Annotated in this window: 7 protein-coding genes; 3 read left to right on the top strand and 4 right to left on the bottom strand. The window is 71.6% G+C overall.

What is annotated here, in order from left to right:
* Window positions 1-74: 74 nt before the first annotated feature.
* Window positions 75-10,784, bottom strand: coding sequence for an SdrD B-like domain-containing protein (locus QSK30_RS03430; RefSeq protein ID WP_285499452.1), 10,710 nt, complete (start codon window positions 10,782-10,784; stop codon window positions 75-77).
* Between the two features lie 178 nt (window positions 10,785-10,962).
* Entirely contained in the window at window positions 10,963-11,940 is a 978-nt protein-coding gene (locus tag QSK30_RS03425; RefSeq protein ID WP_285499451.1) for a helix-turn-helix domain-containing protein, read from the bottom strand.
* 98 nt (window positions 11,941-12,038) lie between these two features.
* On the opposite strand from QSK30_RS03425, the gene QSK30_RS03420 reads away from it, so the two are divergent.
* From QSK30_RS03420 to QSK30_RS03410, 3 genes are all read left to right on the top strand, one after another.
* Window positions 12,039-13,484 (top strand): VOC family protein, encoded by a 1,446-nt coding sequence (locus QSK30_RS03420; protein ID WP_285499449.1) that lies wholly within the window; start codon window positions 12,039-12,041, stop codon window positions 13,482-13,484.
* A 432-nt stretch (window positions 13,485-13,916) separates the two neighbouring features.
* Window positions 13,917-14,720 carry a S1 family peptidase gene (locus QSK30_RS03415; RefSeq protein ID WP_285499448.1) on the top strand — a complete coding sequence of 268 codons (804 nt, stop codon included), beginning with the start codon at window positions 13,917-13,919 and terminating at the stop codon, window positions 14,718-14,720.
* An 82-nt stretch (window positions 14,721-14,802) separates the two neighbouring features.
* Window positions 14,803-16,269: a protein adenylyltransferase SelO gene (locus QSK30_RS03410; protein ID WP_285499447.1), complete on the top strand. Its 1,467-nt coding sequence runs from the start codon at window positions 14,803-14,805 to the stop codon at window positions 16,267-16,269.
* Window positions 16,270-16,296: 27 nt separating this feature from the next.
* Here QSK30_RS03410 and QSK30_RS03405 read toward each other — a convergent pair whose 3' ends face one another.
* A complete protein-coding gene (locus tag QSK30_RS03405) occupies window positions 16,297-17,376 on the bottom strand; it encodes a DmpA family aminopeptidase (RefSeq protein WP_285499445.1) in 1,080 nt (359 codons plus the stop codon).
* A complete protein-coding gene (locus QSK30_RS03400; protein WP_285499444.1) occupies window positions 17,376-17,981 on the bottom strand; it encodes a TetR/AcrR family transcriptional regulator in 606 nt (201 codons plus the stop codon). Before QSK30_RS03400 ends, QSK30_RS03405 begins: the two co-directional genes overlap by 1 nt.
* Window positions 17,982-18,074 lie beyond the last annotated feature (93 nt).

Genomic DNA, 18,074 nt, shown 5'->3' with positions numbered 1-18,074 from the left:
CTGGTCGTGGTGACCAGGCGGGCCTTTCACTGACCGCGGCTACCGAGCGGGGTGCTCGAGTCGCGGTCCGGTCGTCATTCGGTCCGGCGACCTCGCTTGCGCCCGATGAGGAGGAATCCGCCGCCGAGCATCAGCAGGAGGAGTCCGCCTAGGAGCAGGGGTTGCAGGTTGGAGCCGGTCCAGGCCAGCGGGGGTCGGGGTGCGGGCGGTACCGGCCGCGGGGGCGCCGGGATCGGGGTGACGGTGACGGTGACGGTGACGACGGCGCGGTCGTTGTCGGGGTTGTCGTCGGGTGTGCCGTCCACTGGGGACACGGTGGCCACGACCTCGGTGGTCGGGATCTGCTGGGTGGCGTGGGTGGTCACCGTGATCGGCGGCAGCGACTCGCCCGGCAGGGTCAGGGTGTCGGTGGTGCAGGTGAGGACCTGCCCCGCCGTGGTGCACTCCCAGCCCTGGCCGGTGGCCGTGCCGATGGCGAGTCCGGTCGGGATGGTGATGGTGGTGGTGGCGCCCTTGACCGGGACGGTGCCGGTGTTGGTGACGGTCTCGGTGAAGACCACGGTGTCGCCGATGGTGGCCTGTGGTTTGTCGACGGTGAGGGTGATGCCGAGGTCGACCACCCGGTCGACGAGGCCGGCGTCCACATCGGTGCGTTGGCTGATCTGCCCGCCGGTCAGGGTGATCGCGACGGGGGCGCTGAGGCCGGTGAGCCAGTCCACGTCGGAGTCGACCGCCCGGTCGGTGCCTTGGCCGGGCTTGGTCAACGCCGCACCGTCGGGGACCTCCAGGCCGATCACGTAGGTGCCCGCGGTCAGGCCGGTGAACCGGTAGCCGCCGTTGGTGTCGGTGGTGGTGCGGGTGATCTCCACACCGTCGGCGTCGTAGAGGATCACGACCACTCCACCGACCCCGAGCTCACCCGGGTCCTGGATGCCGTTGAAGTTCAGGTCATCGAAGACCAGGTCGCCGATCAGGCCGAGCTGGTCGCCGAAGTTGACCGTGGCGCCGTCCGCCGGGTTGAGGGTGATCGGCACCGAGTTCGGGGTGGTGGAGCCGTAACCGTCGGGCTGCAGCTCCTCGATGATGTAGTCGCCCGCCCGCTGGTTGGCGAAGGTGTAGCCGCCGTTGGCGTCGGTGGTGGTGCGGGTGATCTCCACACCGGCCGGGTCCCGCAGGATCACGGTGACGCCCGCGAGCCTGCCCGGCTCGCCCGGGTCGATGACGCCGTCGCTGTCGAGGTCGATGAAGACGGTGCCGGTGATCGCCCCGGTCAGCTCGGCGAAGGTGTAGCCGGTGATGCCGTCCCCGGCCAGCAGGGTGATGTCGGTGATGGTGTCCGGCGGGCTGAGCGTGCCGCCCCCGGTGCCCGGGGTGTCGATGCCGTCGGCGTAGCCGGCCGGCTGGACCTCGGTGATGGCGTAGGTGCCGCCGACCAGGCCGGTGAACGTGTACGTGCCGTCGGCCCCGCTTGTCGTGGTGGCGGTGACCGGCCTGCCGAGCGCGTCGGTGCCGGTGAGGTTCACCGTCACCCCCGGGATGCCCGGCTCCCCGGCTTCCTGGGTGCCGTTGCCGTCGCGGTCCTCGAACACCAGGCCCGCCAGCGACCCGCGGGTCTCGGCGAAGACGTACCCGGTGAGCGTGCTCCCCGAGGTGACCGGGATGTCGAAGATGACGTCGCTGACCGTGGCGTCGCCGCCGCCGGTGCCCGCGGTGTCCGGCCCGTCGCCGTAGCCGTCGGGCTGGGTCTCGATGACCGCGTAGGTCCCCGGCGCCAGGTCGGTGAAGGAGAACGTGCCGTCCGGACCCGTGGTGGTGGCGACCCCGCCACCGGGGCCGACCAGGGTCACGGTCACCCCCGGGATGCCGGTGCCCGCGTCGTCGACCACCCGGCCCGCGAAGGTCGAGACCCGGAACTCACCGAAGGTGTAGCCCGTGGCGTCGACTCCGCCCGGCAGGGCGATCTCGGTGATGGAGTCGGGCGGCGTCGGTGTGCCGCCTTCACTGCCCGCGGTGTCGGTCCCGTCGGCATAGCCCGCGGGCTGGGTCTCGGTGATCGTGTAGGTGCCGCCGACGAGGTTGGGGAACGTGTAGGTGCCGTCGGGCGCCGAGGTCACCGTGGTGTTGACCGGGTTCCCCTGTGCGTCGGTGCCCGTCAGGGTCACGCCGGCTCCGGCGATGCCCGGCTCGCCGGGGTCTTGGGTGCCGTTGTTGTTGGTGTCGTCGAAGACCACGCCGGCGAGTGAGCCGCGTTCTTCCGCGAACTCGTAGCCGGTCCCGGCGGTGCCGGGGGTGATCACGATCTCGCTGATGACGTCGTTGACGGAGGCGTCGCCGCCGGCGGATCCGGGGGTGTCGGGTCCGTCGCCGTAGCCGGCGGGCTGGGTCTCGGTGATGGTGTAGGTGCCCGGTCGCAGACCCGGGAAGGCGTAGGTGCCGTCGGGGTTGGTGGTGACGGTGACCGACACGGGGTTGCCGTTGTCGTCGGTGCCGCTCAGTACCAGGGTGACCCCGGCGATGGGGTTGCCGCCGTCGTCGACGACCCGGCCGGAGAGGGAGGAGGCGGGTAGTTCGCCGAAGGTGTAGCCGGCGCCGTCGGCGCCCCCGGTCAGGGTGATCGCGGTGATGGAGTCCGGCGGGACGGGCAGGCCACCGGAGGTGCCCGCGGCGTCGGTGCCGTCGAGGAACCCGGCCGGTTGGGTCTCGGTCACGGTGTAGAGGCCGCCGACCAGGTCGGCGAAGGTGTAGCCGCCGTCCGGCGCGGAGGTGACGACGCGGTTGACCGGGTTGCCCACCGCGTCGGTGCCGGTGAGGGTCACGGTGACCCCGCCGATGCCCGGCTCGCCACCGTCGCGGACCCCGTTGTTGTTGAGGTCCTGGAACACCGCACCGGAGACCGAACCGCGGTCCTCGGCGAAGGTGTAGCCGGTGCCGGTGGTGCCGGAGCCGATGACGATGCCGCTGATCACGTCGTTGACCGACGCGTCACCGCCGGCGGATCCCGGGGTGTCGGGTCCGTCGCCGTAACCGGCGGGCTGGGTCTCGGTGATGGTGTAGGTGCCCGGCGGCAGGTTCGGGAACGAGTACGAACCGTCCGGGCCGGTGGTGATGGTGATCGGGGCGCCGGGTCCGGTCAGGACCAGGGTGACGCCGGGGATGCCGTTGCCGCCGTCGTCGACCACGCGTCCACTTAGGACAGATGCCCGGTACTCGCCGAAGGTGTAGCCGGTGCCGTCCACACCACCGTCGAGGGTGATCTCGGTGATCGAGTCCGGCGGGGTCACGGTGCCGCCCGCGGTACCTGCGGTGTCGGTTCCGTCGACATAGCCTGCGGGCTGCGCCTCAGTGATCGTGTACGTCCCGCCGATCAAGGTCGGGAAGGTGTAGGCGCCGTTGGCTCCGGAAGTGACTGTGGTGTTCACCGGGGCGCCGGTGACGTCGGCGCCGGAGAGCGTGACGCTGACCCCGCTGATACCGGGCTCGCCCGGGTCCTGGGTGCCGTTGTCGTTGGTGTCGTCGAAGACCACACCGGCGAGCGAACCGCGCTTCTCCGCGAACTCGTAGCCGGTGCCGTCGGTACCGGAGCTCACGACGATGCCGCTGATCACATCGTTCAGCGAGGCGTCACCGCCCGCGGATCCCGGGGTGTCGGGACCGTCGCCGTACCCGGCGGGCTGGGTCTCGGTGATCGTGTAGGTGCCCGGCGGCAGGTTCGGGAAGGAGTACGTCCCGTCCGGCCCCGTGGTGATCGTGATCGGTGCACCCGGCCCGGTCAGAACCAGGGTTGCGCCAGGGATCCCGTTGCCTGCCTCGTCCACGACCCGGCCGCTGAGGCTGGAAGCGCGGTATTCGGCGAAGGTGTAGCCCGTGGCGTCGACGCCGCCGTCGAGGTCGATCGCGGTGATCGAGTCCGGCGGAGTCGGCGTGCCACCCGAGGTCCCAGCGGTCTCGATGCCGTCTGCGTAGCCCGCGGGCTGCGCTTCGGTGACCGTGTAGGTGCCGCCGACCAGGTCGGAGAACAGGTACGAACCGTCGACCGCCGAGGTCACCACGGTGTTGACCGTGTTGCCCTGGGCGTCGGTGCCCGAGAGCGTGACGCTCACGCCCCCGATGCCGGGCTCGCCCGGGTCCTGGGCGCCGTTGCCGTTGGTGTCGTCGAAGACCACGCCCGCTAGCGAACCTCGGTCCTCGGCGAACTGGTAGCCGGTGCCGGTGGTACCGGAGCCGACCACGATGTTGCTGAACACGTCGTTCGCGACGTCACCGCCGGCGGTACCAGCGGTGTCCGGGCCATCGCCGTAGCCAGCGGGCTGGGTCTCGGTGATCGTGTACGTGCTCGGTGCCAGGTTCGGGAACGAGTACGTCCCATCCGGACCGGTCAGCGCCGAGATCGGACCACCAGGACCGGTCAGCACCACCAGCACGTTCGCGATCCCGTTGCCGCCATCGTCCACGACCTGACCGCTGAGCGTCGAAGCCCGGTACTCGCCGAAGGTGTAACCCGTCGCGTCGGCACCGCCGTCGAGGTCGATCGCGGTGATCGAGTCCGGCGGGGTGAGCGTGCCACCCGAGCTGCCAGCCGTGTCAGTGCCGTCCACATAACCGGCGGGCTGGGTCTCGGTGACCGTGTAGACCCCGCCCACCAGGTTCGGGAAGGTGTAGGCGCCGTTGGGCGCCGAGGTCACCGTCGTGTTCACCACGTTGCCCTGGGCATCAGTACCCGACAGGGTCACGCTGACCCCGCCGATACCCGGCTCACCCGGATCCTGCGTCCCGTTGTTGTTCGTGTCGTCGAAGACCACACCCGCCAACGACCCGCGGTCCTCAGCGAACTCATAGCCGGTGCCGTCCGTGCCGGAGCCGACCACGATGCCGGTGAAGACATCCGGGCCGACAGTGCCGCCCGCGGTACCAGCGGTGTCCGGACCGTCCCCATAACCGGCGGGCTGGGTCTCGGTGATCGTGTACGTGCCCGGCGGCAAGTTCGGGAACGAGTAGCTGCCGTCGGGACCAGTGGTGATGGTGATCGGGGCACCGGGGCCGGTGAGCGTGATCGTCACGCCGGGGATCCCGTTGCCGCCGTCGTCCACGACCCGGCCGGCGAGGCTGGAAGCGCGGTACTCGCCGAAGGTGTAGCCCGTGGCATCGACGCCACCATCGAGGTCGATCGCGGTGATCGAATCCGGCGGGGTGAGCGTGCCACCCGAGCTGCCGGCGGTGTCGGTGCCGTCGACATACCCGGCAGGCTGCGCCTCGGTGACCGTGTAGGTGCCGCCGACCAGGTCGGAGAACAGGTACGAACCGTCGACCGCCGAGGTCACCACGGTGTTGACCGCGTTGCCCTGGGCGTCGGTGCCCGAGAGCGTGACGCTCACGCCCCCGATGCCCGGCTCACCCGGATCCTGCGCGCCGTTGTTGTTCGTGTCGTCGAAGACCACGCCCGCGAGCGAACCGCGGTCCTCGGCGAACTGGTAGCCGGTGCCGTCCGTGCCGGAGCCGACCACGATGTTGCTGAACACGTCATTGCCCGCGGTACCACCAGCACTGCCAGCAGTGTCCGGACCATCCCCATAACCAGCGGGCTGGGTCTCAGTGATCGTGTAGGTGCCCGGCGGCAAGTTCGGGAACGTGTACGTCCCGTCCGGACCGGTGGTCACCGTGATCGGGGCACCAGGACCGGTGAGCGTGATCGTGACGTTCGGGATCCCGTTGCCACCGTCGTCGACCACGCGGCCGGCGAGGCTGGACGCGCGGTATTCGGCGAAGGTGTAGCCCGTCGCGTCGACACCACCGGCAAGGGCGATCTCGGTGATCGAGTCCGGCGGAGTGACGGTTCCTCCCGAGGTGCCCGCGGTATCGGTGCCGTCGACGTAGCCGGCGGGCTGGGCCTCGGTGACCGTGTAGGTGCCGCCCACCAGGTTCGGGAAGGTGTAGGCGCCGTTGGGACCGCTGGTCACCGTGGTGTTGACCGGGGTGCCCAGGGCGTCCGCACCGGAGAGCGTGACGCTCACGCCGCCGATGCCCGGCTCACCCGGATCCTGCGCGCCGTTGTTGTTCGTGTCGTCGAAGACCACGCCGGCCAACGACCCGCGCTCCTCGGCGAAGGTGTAGCCAGTGCCGTCCGTACCCGAATTGAGGACGATGTTGCTGAACACGTCGTTCGCGACGTCACCACCGGCGTTGCCCGCGGTGTCCGGGCCATCGCCGTAACCGACCGGCTGGGTCTCGGTGATCGTGTACGTGCCCGGCGGCAGACTCGGGAACGAGTAGCTGCCGTCCGGCCCGGTGGTCACGGTGATCGGGGCACCGGGACCGGTCAGGACCACGGTGACGCCCGCGATGCCATTGCCGCCGTCGTCCACGACCCGGCCGGCGAGGCTGGAAGCGCGGTACTCGGCGAAGGTGTAGCCCGTGGCGTCGACACCGCCGGCAAGGGCGATCTCGGTGATCGAGTCCGGCGGGGTGGCGGTGCCACCCGAGGTGCCCGGGGTGTCGACGCCGTCGGCGTAGCCCGCGGGCTGCGCCTCGGTGACCGTGTAGGTACCGCCGACGAGGTCGGAGAACAGGTACGAACCGTCCGGCGCCGAGGTCACCACGATGTTCACCGGCGTGCCCAGTGCGTCCGTGCCCGAGAGCGTGACGCTCACGCCGCCGATGCCCGGCTCACCCGGATCCTGCGCGCCGTTGCCGTTCGTGTCGTCGAAGACCACACCGGCCAACGACCCGCGCTCCTCGGCGAAGACGTACCCGGTGGCCGCACCGCCCGAGGGCAGCACGATCCCGCTGATCACGTCGTTGACCGAGGCGTCGCCGCCCAGCGATCCCGGGGTGTCCGGGCCGTCGCCGTAGCCCGCGGGCTGGGTCTCGGTGACCGTGTAGGTGCCGGGGGCCAGGTTCGGGAAGGTGTACGACCCGTCCGGGCCGGTCAGCACGGTGATCGGACCGCCGGGACCGGTGAGGACCACCGTGGCGCCGCCGATGCCGTTGCCGCCGTCGTCGACGACCCGACCGGCGATCGATCCGGTCACGAACTCGCCGAACAGGTAGCCGGTGGCGTCAACACCGCCGGCGAGGGTGATCGCGGTGATCGAGTCCGGCGGGGTGGCGGTGCCACCCGAGGTGCCCGGGGTGTCGATGCCGTCCGCGTAGCCGGCGGCCTGGGTCTCGGTGACGGTGTAGGTGCCGCCGATGAGGTCGGCGAACGAGTAGGAGCCGTCCGCGGCCGAGGTGGTGCTGAGGTTGACGGCGTTGCCGAGCGCGTCCGTCCCGGTCAGCGTGACCGTGGCGCCGGGGATGCCCGCCTCGCCCGGGTCCTGCAGGCCATTGTTGTTCACGTCGACGTAGACCACGCCGGAGAGCGAACCCCGGTCCTCGGCGAAGAGGTAGCCGGTCGCGGTGGTCCCGGAGCCGAGCACGATGCCGCTGATCACGTCGTTGACCGAGGCGTCGCCGCCCGCGCTGCCCGGCGTGTCCGGGCCGTCGCCGTAACCGGCGGGCTGGGTCTCGGTCACCGCGTAGGTGCCGGGACGCAGACCGGTGAAGGTGTAGGCGCCGGTCAGGTCGGTGGTCGTGGTCAGCAGCACGGGGTTGCCGTTGTCGTCGGTGCCGGTCAGGGTGACCGTGGTCCCCGGGATGCCGTTGCCGCCGTCGTCGGCGACCCGACCCGCGAGGGACGCGCCGGACAGCTCGCCGAAGAGGTACCCGGTGCCGTCCTCCCCCGGGTCCAGGTCGATCTGGGTGACCGAGTCCGGCGGGGTCAGGACGCCGCCCGCGGTGCCCGCCGCGTCCTTGCCGTCGAGGAAGCCGACGGGCTGGGTCTCGGTGACCGTGTAGGCGCCGCCGAGCAGGCCGGTGAACGAGTAGCCGCCGTCCGGGCCGGTCGTGGTCGTGACGTTGACCGGGTTCCCGGCGTTGTCGGTGCCGGTGAGCGCGACGCTGACACCGGGGATGCCGGGCTCACCCGGGTCCTGGGCGCCGTCGTTGTCCAGGTCCTCGTAGACGGCCCCGGTGAGGGACCCGCGGTCCTCGGCGAAGACGTAGCCGGTCGCGGTGGCGCCCGAGGCCAGGGTGATACCGCTGATCACGTCGTTGACCGCGGTGCTGCCGCCCGCGGTGCCCGCGGTCTCCGGGCCGTCGCCATAGCCGGCGGGCTGGGCCTCGGACAGCGAGTAGGTGCCCGGCGGCAGGCCGGTGAACGAGTAGTCGCCGGTGGCCGAGGTCGTGGCGGTGGCGGGCCCGCCTGGACCGGTCAGGGTGATGACCACGCCAGGGATCGGGTTGCCCGCGTCGTCGACCACCGTGCCCGCGAGGGAAGCGCCGACGAACTCGCCGAAGGTGTAGCCGGTGGCGTTGGTGCGCACCGGCAAGGAGATCGCGGTGATCGAGTCCGGCGGGGTCAGCGTGCCCCCGGCCGAACCGACCGCGTCGATGCCGTCGGTGTAACCGGCGGGCTGGGTCTCGGCGACGGCGTAGGTGCCGGGACGCAATGCCGGGAAGGTGTAGGAGCCGTCGGCGGCGGTGGTCGTGGTGAGGTTGACCGCGTTGCCCGCGGTGTCGGTGCCGGTCAACGCCACGCTGACGCCCCCGATGCCCGCCTCGCCGCCGTCGCGCACGCCGCTGCCGTCGGCGTCGACGTAGACCGAGCCGGCCAGGCTGGAGGTGTTCAGCTCGGCGAAGTTGTTGTCGGTGCTGGAGACCCCGCCCGCCAGGGTGAGGGTGAACGAGTCGTTGCCCGCGACGACGGCGTTGGTGCCGGGGGTGTCGATGCCGTCGTCGAACGCGGGGGGCTGGGTCTCGGTGACGGTGTAGACGCCCGCCGCGACGGCCGCGAACGAGTACGTGCCGTCGGGCGCGCTGGTCGTCGTGAGGTTGACCGGCGCCCCGCCTGCGGTGGTGCCCGTGAGGGTGACGGTGACGCCCCCGATGCCGGTGTCGCCGTCGGCGGCGTCGAACACGCCGTTGTTGTTGCGGTCGGCGAAGACCCGGCCGGACACGGCGCCGACGGTGGGCGCTTGGGCGGTCGCGCTGTCGGTGATCGTGCCGTTCAGCGGGTCGGTGGCGGTGACCGTCGCGGTGTTGGCGTCACCGGCGATCGGGGCGGTCGCGGTGCAGGTGTAGGTCGTGGTGTCGCCGATGCCGAGCAGGCCGATCGTCCGGTTGCAGCTGGGCGTGACCGGGTCCGACACCACCACGCCGGTCAGCGCGGTGTCGCCCTCGTTGTGCACGGTGATGGTGAAGGTGATCGTCTGGCCCGCGGCGTAGCTCGCGGCGTCGGCGGTCTTGGCGATGTCGATCGCCGGGTTGATGACCACCACGTCGAGGCTGGCGGCGTCGCTCATCGGGTCGCCGAACGGGTTCACCCCGGTCACCGTGGCGGTTTGGGTGAAGTCGTCGGCGGGGGCGGGCCCGGTGCAGGTGTAGGTGACCGGGACGTCCGCGGCCAGGTTGCCGATCGCCCGGTCGCAGTCGGAGACCACCGGGTCGGCGACGGCGACGTTCACCGCCGCCGAGCCGCCCGGGGAGACCACGGTGATCTGGTAGGTCACCGGCTGGCCCGGCCGGAACGGACCGGTGCCCACCAACGACTTGGTGATGTCCAGCGACGGGATGGGGACCGACAGGACGAGGTTCTCCGCCAGGTAGGTGTCGCCGGAGGTGCTGAAGGTCAGGTTGGCCGAGGTCGCGCCGACCGGGATGGGGGGCACGGCGAACTGCTTCGAGTCGACGCTCATGTTGTTCGCCACGGCGGGCGACAGGGCGTTCTGGCCGTTGGAGACGAAGTAGTTCGTCGTCGCGCTGCCCGAGAGCGGTTCCGCCAGGGCCGTGCCGTTGGCCGAGAACTGGTCGCCCGCGATGTTGAAGTCGCCCTCGTAGGCGGTCAGCCCGGCCCGGGTGCCCGCGGCGCCGACGCGGAAGCCGTTGATCGTGATGGTGGTCGCCGGGTCCACTGAGGACTGGCGGACGTGGCCGTCGTAGACGAAGACCTCGCGCTTGGCCGGGGCGTTGACGTTGGCGTCGTTGTACTTGTAGACCACGACCAGCGACCAGCCCGCGAAGCAGCCGAAGCCCTCGGGGGTCCAGACGTTGCCCAGGGTGATCGTCTGCGGGACGCCGGTGGTCGCGCCCGCGAAGCGCGCGGTGACGTTGGCGTAGGCGGTGTAGAACTGCGGCTGCGAGGCGGGCACGTTGGCCAGCGCGTCGCGGCTGATCACCTGCGGGGCGACCGCGGCGGCGGCCCCGGCACCCACGGACAGGCGCACCGAGGTGCTCTCGGGCGTGCCCGCGGGGAGGTTGGACGAGCCCGCGCCCGCGAGGAACTGGCGGGTGTTGCATCCGGGCAGCGCGGAGACGGTGCCGTCGGCGAGCCGGATCGTGCCGGTGTCGCCCGCCCAGTTCAGCCGCGCGAAGTCGACGGTGGCGCCGGTCGGGATGGTGATCGAGGCGGTGCTGGAGTTGTAGGTCGCGGCACTGGAGTCCACGTCGGCCCAGCGCATGTAGTAGCTGTCGTTGATGCCGGTCGCGGCGGTGTAGGTGCGGGCCTGAGAGGTGGCGCAGGTCGCGATCGGCTCACCGAACGGGTCGACCGGGTCCGTCGGCGACGGGCAGCGGCTGTTGCCGTTGCCCGCCTGGAGGAAGTCGCCGTAGAGCTCCTGGTCGTAGTTCAACGTGAACGGGCGGACGACGGCCGCTTGCGCGGGTGACGTCGTCAGCACCACGATCCCGGCCGCTGCCGTGACCGCCGCCAGCGCCGCTGCCAAGCCCCGGCGAAGGGCACTTCCTTTGACCATGTGACGACTCCCCTGGCCCAACCCGAAGCAGCATCCAACTATCGGAATGTGTCGCCTGTCCGGAATGGCCGCTCCCCGGGCAGGGGAGGTTCACCATGTCGTGTAGAGATGTGTAACGGATCACTCTGGACTGTCGCACCGCTGGCTGGACCTGCCCAGTCGCGTGTGGACAGGTCGGTCAGCCCGCCTGCCGCCGCGCGTCCACGCGCTCGTGGAACGCGCGCCGATAAGCGGTGGGCGAGGCGCCCACGACCCGGGCGAAGTGCGCCCGCAGGCTCGCCGGGCCGCCGAACCCGCAGGTGGTGGCGATCCAGGCGATCGGCCGGTCGCTGGTCTCCAGGAAGTGCTGGGCCCGGCGCACCCGCTGCCGCAGCAGCCAGCGCAGCGGCGAGAGCCCGAGCGCCTCGGCGAACCGGCGCTCCAGGGTGCGCACGCTGACGCTGGCCCGGGCGGCCAGGTCCGCGGTGGACAGCGGCCGGTGCAGGTGCTCGCCCGCCCAGTCGACCAGGGTGGGCAGCCAGTCCGCGCGGGCGGCGGGCGCGTCGGGCCGGTGGTACTGCGACTGGCCGCCGTCGCGGTGCGGCGGGGTGACCAGGCGGCGGGCGAGCTCGGCGGCGACCGCGGCGCCGTGGTCGACGCGGACCACGTGCAGGCAGGCGTCGATGCCCGCGACCGTCCCGGCGGAGGTGATCACGTTCGCGTCCTCGACGTAGAGCACCGACGGGTCCACCCGGACGGCGGGGTGGCGGCGGCTCAGCTCGTCGGCGTGCAGCCAGTGGGTGGTGGCCCGGCGCCCGTCGAGCACCCCGGCGGCGGCCAGGACGAAGGCGCCGGAGCAGATGGACAGGATCCGGGCGCCGCGCCGGTGCGCCGCCCGGACGACGTCGACCAGCGCGGCGGGCGGGTCGTCGTGCACGTTGGTGCAGGCCGGGACGACGAGGGTGTCCGCCGAGGCCACGTCCCACCCGGGGCGGCCCGGGGCGAGGGTGAACCCTGGCGTCAGCCGCACCGGCGCGTCGCCGACCGGGACCGCGGCGAACTCGTACCAGGGGTCGGCCAGGTGCGGCCGGTCGACGCCGAAGACCTGGCAGGGCACGGCCGCCTCGAAGATCGGCATGTCGTCGGTGACCACCATGACGACGCGGTGGGCGCGCATGTCGCGAACCTAGCGCAGGTTGACGCAGCAGGGGGTGGCCCGCGGCGGTGCCGGTCAGCAGGATCGGGACCAGTCCACGATGGTCGGAGGAGAGCTGCATGAGGGAACCCACGAAGCCGGTGGCCGCGGTGTTTGGCGCCTACGGGCACACCGCCCGGTTCGTGACGGCGGAGCTGCTGGCGCGCGGGTGGACCCCGGTGCCGTCCGGCCGGGACCCGCTGAGGCTGGCCGCGGCCCACCCCGACCTGGAGTCCAGGACCGCCTCGGTCGACGACCCAGGCTCCCTGGACCGCGCGATCGCGGGCGCGACCGCGGTGATCAACTGCGCCGGTCCGTTCGGGGACACGGCACCACCGCTGATCGAGGCCGCGCTGCGCGCCGGGGTGCACTACCTCGACGTCAGCGGCGAGACCCTGGTGGCGATGAGCACCTTCGAGACCTACCGGCACGACCCGAGGGTGCGGGCGGCCGGCATCGCGGTGGCACCGGCCCTGGCCTTCTACGGCGCGCTCGGCGACCTGCTCGCCACCGCCGCGCTGGGCCACTGGCCCGCGGCCGACGGGATCTCGATTGCGGTGGCCCTGGACAGCTGGCACCCGACCAGGGGAACCCTCCTGGCGGGCAAGGCAAGAGCAGGCCGCCGGGTGGTCTTCACCGACCACGAACTGCGCGTGCTGGCGGGCGACGACCAGCCGCCCCGGTCGACCTGGACGTTCCCCGAGCCCTTCGGAACCCAGGAGGTCGTCGGCCAGTTCTCCACCACCGACGTGGTCACCATCGCCCAGCACGTGGACACCGCGCGGATCGACGCTTTCCTGAACGTCGCACCGCTGAAAGACCTCAGCGACCCGGAAACCCCAGGACCGCAGGCGGTCGACGAACAGGGCCGCTCCGCGCAGGAGTTCGTAGTCGAGGTCGTCGTACGTCGCGGGTCCGAACAGCGGCGCGCGGTCGCCCGCGGGCGCGACATCTACGCCATCACGGCGCCGATCGTGGTGGAAGCGGCCGAGCGGATCTTGGCGGAGGGGGTCGTGGGGGTGTTACGGCCGGGGAAGCGTTCAACGCCAACGACTTCCTGCGATCCTTGCCATTGGCCGAACTGTCCCTTGGCCACTCATGAGCCGCTACCGGTGCCGTGCGGAGGTTTCCGGACAGGTGGGAAGGGGCACGCTGGCGAGGTGATCGGACGACTGCGCAGCATTGTGTTGGACACCAAGGACCCGCACGGGTTGGCGACCTTCTACGCCGCCCTGCTCGGCGGGGAGGTCACCACGGTCGAGGAGGACTGGTGCGTCGTCACCGACCCGGGTGGGGTGCGGGTGGCGTGTCAGTTGTCGTCGGGGCATGTGGCGCCGGAGTTCCCTGATGTGGCCGGGTCGCAGCAGGTCCACCTGGACGTCGTGGTCACCGACATCGAGGAGGCCGACCGGCGGGTTCGGGAGATCGGCGCGCGGCGGGTCACCGCCGAGCACCCCGAGGACGACTTCCGGGTCTTCCTCGACCCGGCCGGGCACCCGTTCTGCCTGGTGTACGGCATCTCCTGACTCAGCGGGACTGGAGTCGGGGAACAGGCCGGCCCACTCCTCGGGCAGGCCCAGGCCGCCGATCTGGTCGCAGATCCGGCGCGGGGCGGGGGCGGGGCGGTCAGGATTGCCAGCGGGGCTAGCACGCGCAGCCCGCGCCCGGCCGCGCCGCCGAGGGTGCCGATCCACCGGCGCACACCGCCGCTCATCCGCTCGGGATCCGCCGCGGGCGGGTTGGGAATTCTGATGTCGCGGTCGCGGATTCGCCCCACGCGGACCTCAATCGCCTTCTTTCACAATTTTGTCGGCGCCAGTTGAAAGGTTCGACACCCGAGACAGAATTCCGTTGATGTGAATACCCGGTGTTTTTCTTGCCACCCGAACGGGGGTGGTGAGTGAAGGGCGCTGCGTCGACCCTGGCGGGTGCGAACCCTGCAACCGGAAGGAAATCCCATGATCAAGCAAGTGCTCGGCGTGCTCGCCGTCGCGCTGGCGGGGGTGGTGTCGGTCGTCGTCCCGGCCAGTGCCGGGGTCACCGCCGACTTCGCCGCCATCGTGGCGCTGGACAATTGCTCCGGCTCCGTGGTGCGGCCGCCCGCGGCCGCGGACAACGACCCGGCGCTGGTGCTGACCAATGGGCACTGCGTCAAGCTGATGGGCGCGAACGAGGTGATCGTGAACCAGGCGTCGAGCCGGTCGTTCACCCTGCTGGGACCGTCCGGCCAGTCGGTGGGGACGCTGCGGGCGACCAAGCTGGCCTACGCCACGATGAAGAACACCGACGCGGCGTTCTACCAGCTCGGCACCACCTACGCGCAGCTGCAGCAGCAGTACCGCACGCGGGCCCTGGACCTGTCCGCCAGCCGTCCCGCGCAGGGCACCGGCATCCAGGTCGTGTCCGGCTATTGGAAGCGGATCTACACCTGCTCGGTGGACGGCTTCGCCTACCAGCTCAAGGAGGGCAGCTGGACCTGGAAGGACTCGATCCGCTACACCCGGTCGTGCAACGTCATCGGCGGCACCTCCGGATCGCCGATCATCGACACCGGCTCGGGGAAGGTCGTGGGGGTCAACAACACGATCAACGAGAGCGGCGGGCGCTGCACGATGAACAACCCGTGCGAGGTCTCGCAGACCGGGCAGGTCACCGTCCGGTCGGGGATCGGGTACGCCCAGGAGACCTACGACGTCCCGACGTGCATCACCACCGGGAACCAGTTCAACCTCTCGCTGCCGGGGTGCACCTTGCCTAGGTGAGACGCCCAGGTGAGATGTCCAGGTGAGATCCGCGAGCGCGCCGCCACCGACCTGGTCGGCGGGCGCCACGTACCTTGGTGGGGTGAGCACCGCACCGCTGTCGGCAATTACCCTGGGTGACGAGTTCGCCCGCACGCTCCCGGAGCTGGCCCTCCCCTGGCAGGCGGAGCAGGTGGCCGAGCCGAGGTTGCTCGTGCTCAACGAGCGGGTGGCCGCGGACCTGGGGCTCGACAGCGCGTGGCTGCGGGGTCCGGAGGGAACTCGGCTGCTCGTCGGCAACCACGTGCCCCCGGGCGCCGCCCCGGTGGCGCAGGCCTACGCCGGGCACCAGTTCGGGAACTACTCCCCCCGTCTCGGAGATGGGCGGGCTCTCCTGCTCGGGGAGCTCGTCCACTCCGACGGGCGGCCGCGCGACCTGCACCTCAAGGGCTCCGGCCGCACCCCGTTCGCCCGTGGCGGAGACGGGTTCGCCGCCGTCGGACCGATGCTGCGCGAGTACGTGGTCAGCGAGGCGATGCACGCGCTCGGCATCCCCACCACCCGCTCGCTGGCGGTGGTGGCGACCGGCCGCTCGGTGCGCCGGGAGACGCCGTTGCCGGGCGCGGTGCTCGCCCGGGTCGCGCGCGGCCACCTGCGGGTCGGCAGCTTCCAGTACGCCTCGGCCACCGGCGACCTCGACCTGCTGCGCAGGCTCGCCGACCACGCGATCGACCGCCACCACCCCGCCGCCGCGGGCGCCGAGCACCGGTACCTCGAGCTGTTCGAGGCGGTGGTGGCCGCGCAGGCCGCACTGGTGGCGCGCTGGATGCTCGTGGGGTTCGTCCACGGGGTGATGAACACCGACAACATGACCATCTCGGGCGAGACCATCGACTACGGCCCGTGCGCGTTCCTGGACGCCTTCGACCGGTCCACCGTGTACAGCTCCATCGACCACCGCGGGCGCTACGCCTACGGCAACCAGCCCGCCGTGGCCGAGTGGAACCTCGCCCGGCTCGCCGAGGCCCTGCTCCCCCTCTTCGCCGACGACCAGGACAAGGCGGTCGCCTTGGCGGTCGACGCGCTCGGCGGGTTCCGGGAGCGGTACGACCGCACGTGGTCCGCCGGGATGCGGGCCAAACTGGGCCTGCCTAGCGCCTCGACCACACCGCTCGTCGACGAACTGGTGGATGACCTGGTCGCGCTGTTGGCCGAGAACCACGTCGACCACACGTCGTTCTACCGCCGCCTCGGCGCGGCCGCGCGCGGCGACACCGAGCCCGCACGCGGGTTGGTCCTCGACATCGCCGCCATCGACAGCTGGATCGCCCGCTGGCGGGCCCTGAGGCCTGACGCCGACGCGATGGACCGGGTGAACCCGGTCTACATCCCGCGCAACCACCTCGTCGAGGAGGCGCTCAACGCCGCGACCGAGGGCGACCTGGGCCCGTTAGGCGGGCTGCTGGACGCGGTCACCGCGCCCTACGACGAGCGGCCCGGCCGCGACCGGTACGCGGACCCGGCACCGGCGGACTTCGGCGCCGCCTACCAGACCTTCTGCGGGACCTGACCGTCTGTCCTCATCGGACTCTGGTGGCTACCGGCCCGCCTTGGTCACCAGGTCCACCAGGCGGTCCACCGGGATGCCCGGGGAGCGGTGGCCGAGGCGCCCGGTCACGGTGGTGGCGGCGACCAGCGCGTTGAGGACCGCTTCCTCGACGGCCTGCACCACGGCGGCGAACAGGTCGTCCACGCGGTTCCACGGGATGTACCGGAGGGTGTCGTAACCCGGGTCCCCGTGCGGGAATCCCGACTCGGCGAGCACGTTGCCGGTGGAGAACGCCAGGAAGATGTCGCCGGAGAAGTGCGACCCGGTGGTGCCCGTGCGGGCCAGTCCCAGCGGCACGCGCCTGGCCAGGGCCGAGCACTGGCCGGGGAGCAGCGGCGCGTCGGTGGCGACGACGGCGATCACCGACCCGGCGCCGGGCGGGAACATCCAGTCGCCGTCCTCGATCGGGTTGTCGTCGGACAACTGTGCGCCCACCGGCACGCCGCAGACCGTGAGCTCGCTCCGGGAGCCGAAGTTCGCCTGGACGAACACGCCGACGGTGTAGGAGTCCGCGCCGTGGCGCACGACCCGCGACGAGGTGCCGCTGCCGCCCTTGAACGCGTAGCAGTTCATCCCGGTGCCGCCGCCGACCGAGCCCTCGGCGACCGGGCCGGGCGCGGCGGCGTCGATCGCGGCGACGGCGTGCGCGGGCTGGACGTGCGGGCCGTTGATGTCGTTGAGGTAGCCGTCCCAGGTCTCGGCGACGACCGGGAGCAGCCACTGGTCGGCGACGCGGGGGTGCTCCCGGGCTGCCCAGTCGATCACGCCCCGGTGGCACGGCCCGATGGCGTGCGTGTTGGTGATCAGCACCGGCAGCCGCAGCTGCCCGGTCTCGTCGAGCAGGGCGCTGCCGGTCATCTCCCCGTTGCCGTTCAACGAGAACCGGCCCGCCGCGCACGGCAGGTGGACCTCGGCGCGGCCGCGCGGCAGGATCGCGGTCACGCCGGTGCGGACCGCCTCGCCCGCGACCAGGGTGGTGTAGCCGACCTCGACGCCGGGCACGTCGGTGATCGCGTTGTGCGGGCCGGTCTCCCCGGGCAGCGGAAGGCCTAGGTCTCGGGCGCGCATCAGGCCTCCAGTGGGCAGTTCGTGGCGTCGGCCGCGTAGGCGATGAGGATCGCCTCGGCCTGGGGGGTGGTGAAGGTGGGGACCGCCTGGGTGATGTGCAGGCCCAGACCGTCCTCGAGGGACACCAGGGTGCGGGCGATGGTGGTGGCGTCCCGGGTCAGGTCGAACACCCCGGTGGCCGAGCCGGTCTCCAGGATGGCGGTGTAGAGGGCGACCTGGCGCTCGCACAGCCGGATGTGCTGGGCGGCGTAGGCGGCGTCGCGGCGGGCGTAGGCGCCGAGCTCGTAGATCAGCACGCACAGCTCGTCGTCCTGGCCGGTGGGCAGCCCCGCCTTGATGGTCCCGACCAGCCGCCTGCGCGGGTCGGGCTCCAGCCGCGCGGCGTCCTCGCGGTCCACGCAGAACCGCTCGACGGCCTCGCGCTGCACCTCGAAGAGCAGGTCGCTCAGGGTCGGGAAGTAGTAGAGCACCGAGCCGGTGGACATGGCGGCCTGGTCGGCGACGTCGCGCAGCCGCAGGTTGAGCACGCCCCGGTCGAGGACGGCCTGGCGCGCGGCGGTGATGAGCTCGGCGCGCTTGTGGTGCGCCTGGCTTGGTCTCGGCATGCCCGGGATTCTTCAGGCGAGGATCAAAGAACGCAAGAGTCACCAGTCGTGACACAACCTTTTCTCAGCAAAGTATTGACGTGGGTCACATCG

The organism is Actinokineospora sp. NBRC 105648, from assembly GCF_030269645.1.
In the GTDB taxonomy this organism is placed as follows: domain Bacteria; phylum Actinomycetota; class Actinomycetes; order Mycobacteriales; family Pseudonocardiaceae; genus Actinokineospora.
The sequence above is the reverse complement of the archived record's forward strand: the minus strand, read 5'-3'. Positions and strand labels throughout refer to the sequence as shown.

Excerpts from the sequence above, each read along its gene's own strand:
- QSK30_RS03405 (WP_285499445.1), bottom strand. The coding sequence starts at position 17,376 with ATGCGCGCCCGAGACCTAGGCCTTCCGCTGCCCGGGGAGACCGGCCCG.
- QSK30_RS03400 (WP_285499444.1), bottom strand. The coding sequence starts at position 17,981 with ATGCCGAGACCAAGCCAGGCGCACCACAAGCGCGCCGAGCTCATCACC.
- QSK30_RS03415 (WP_285499448.1), top strand. The coding sequence starts at position 13,917 with ATGATCAAGCAAGTGCTCGGCGTGCTCGCCGTCGCGCTGGCGGGGGTG.
- QSK30_RS03420 (WP_285499449.1), top strand. The coding sequence starts at position 12,039 with ATGAGGGAACCCACGAAGCCGGTGGCCGCGGTGTTTGGCGCCTACGGG.
- QSK30_RS03425 (WP_285499451.1), bottom strand. The coding sequence starts at position 11,940 with ATGCGCGCCCACCGCGTCGTCATGGTGGTCACCGACGACATGCCGATC.
- QSK30_RS03430 (WP_285499452.1), bottom strand. The coding sequence starts at position 10,784 with ATGGTCAAAGGAAGTGCCCTTCGCCGGGGCTTGGCAGCGGCGCTGGCG.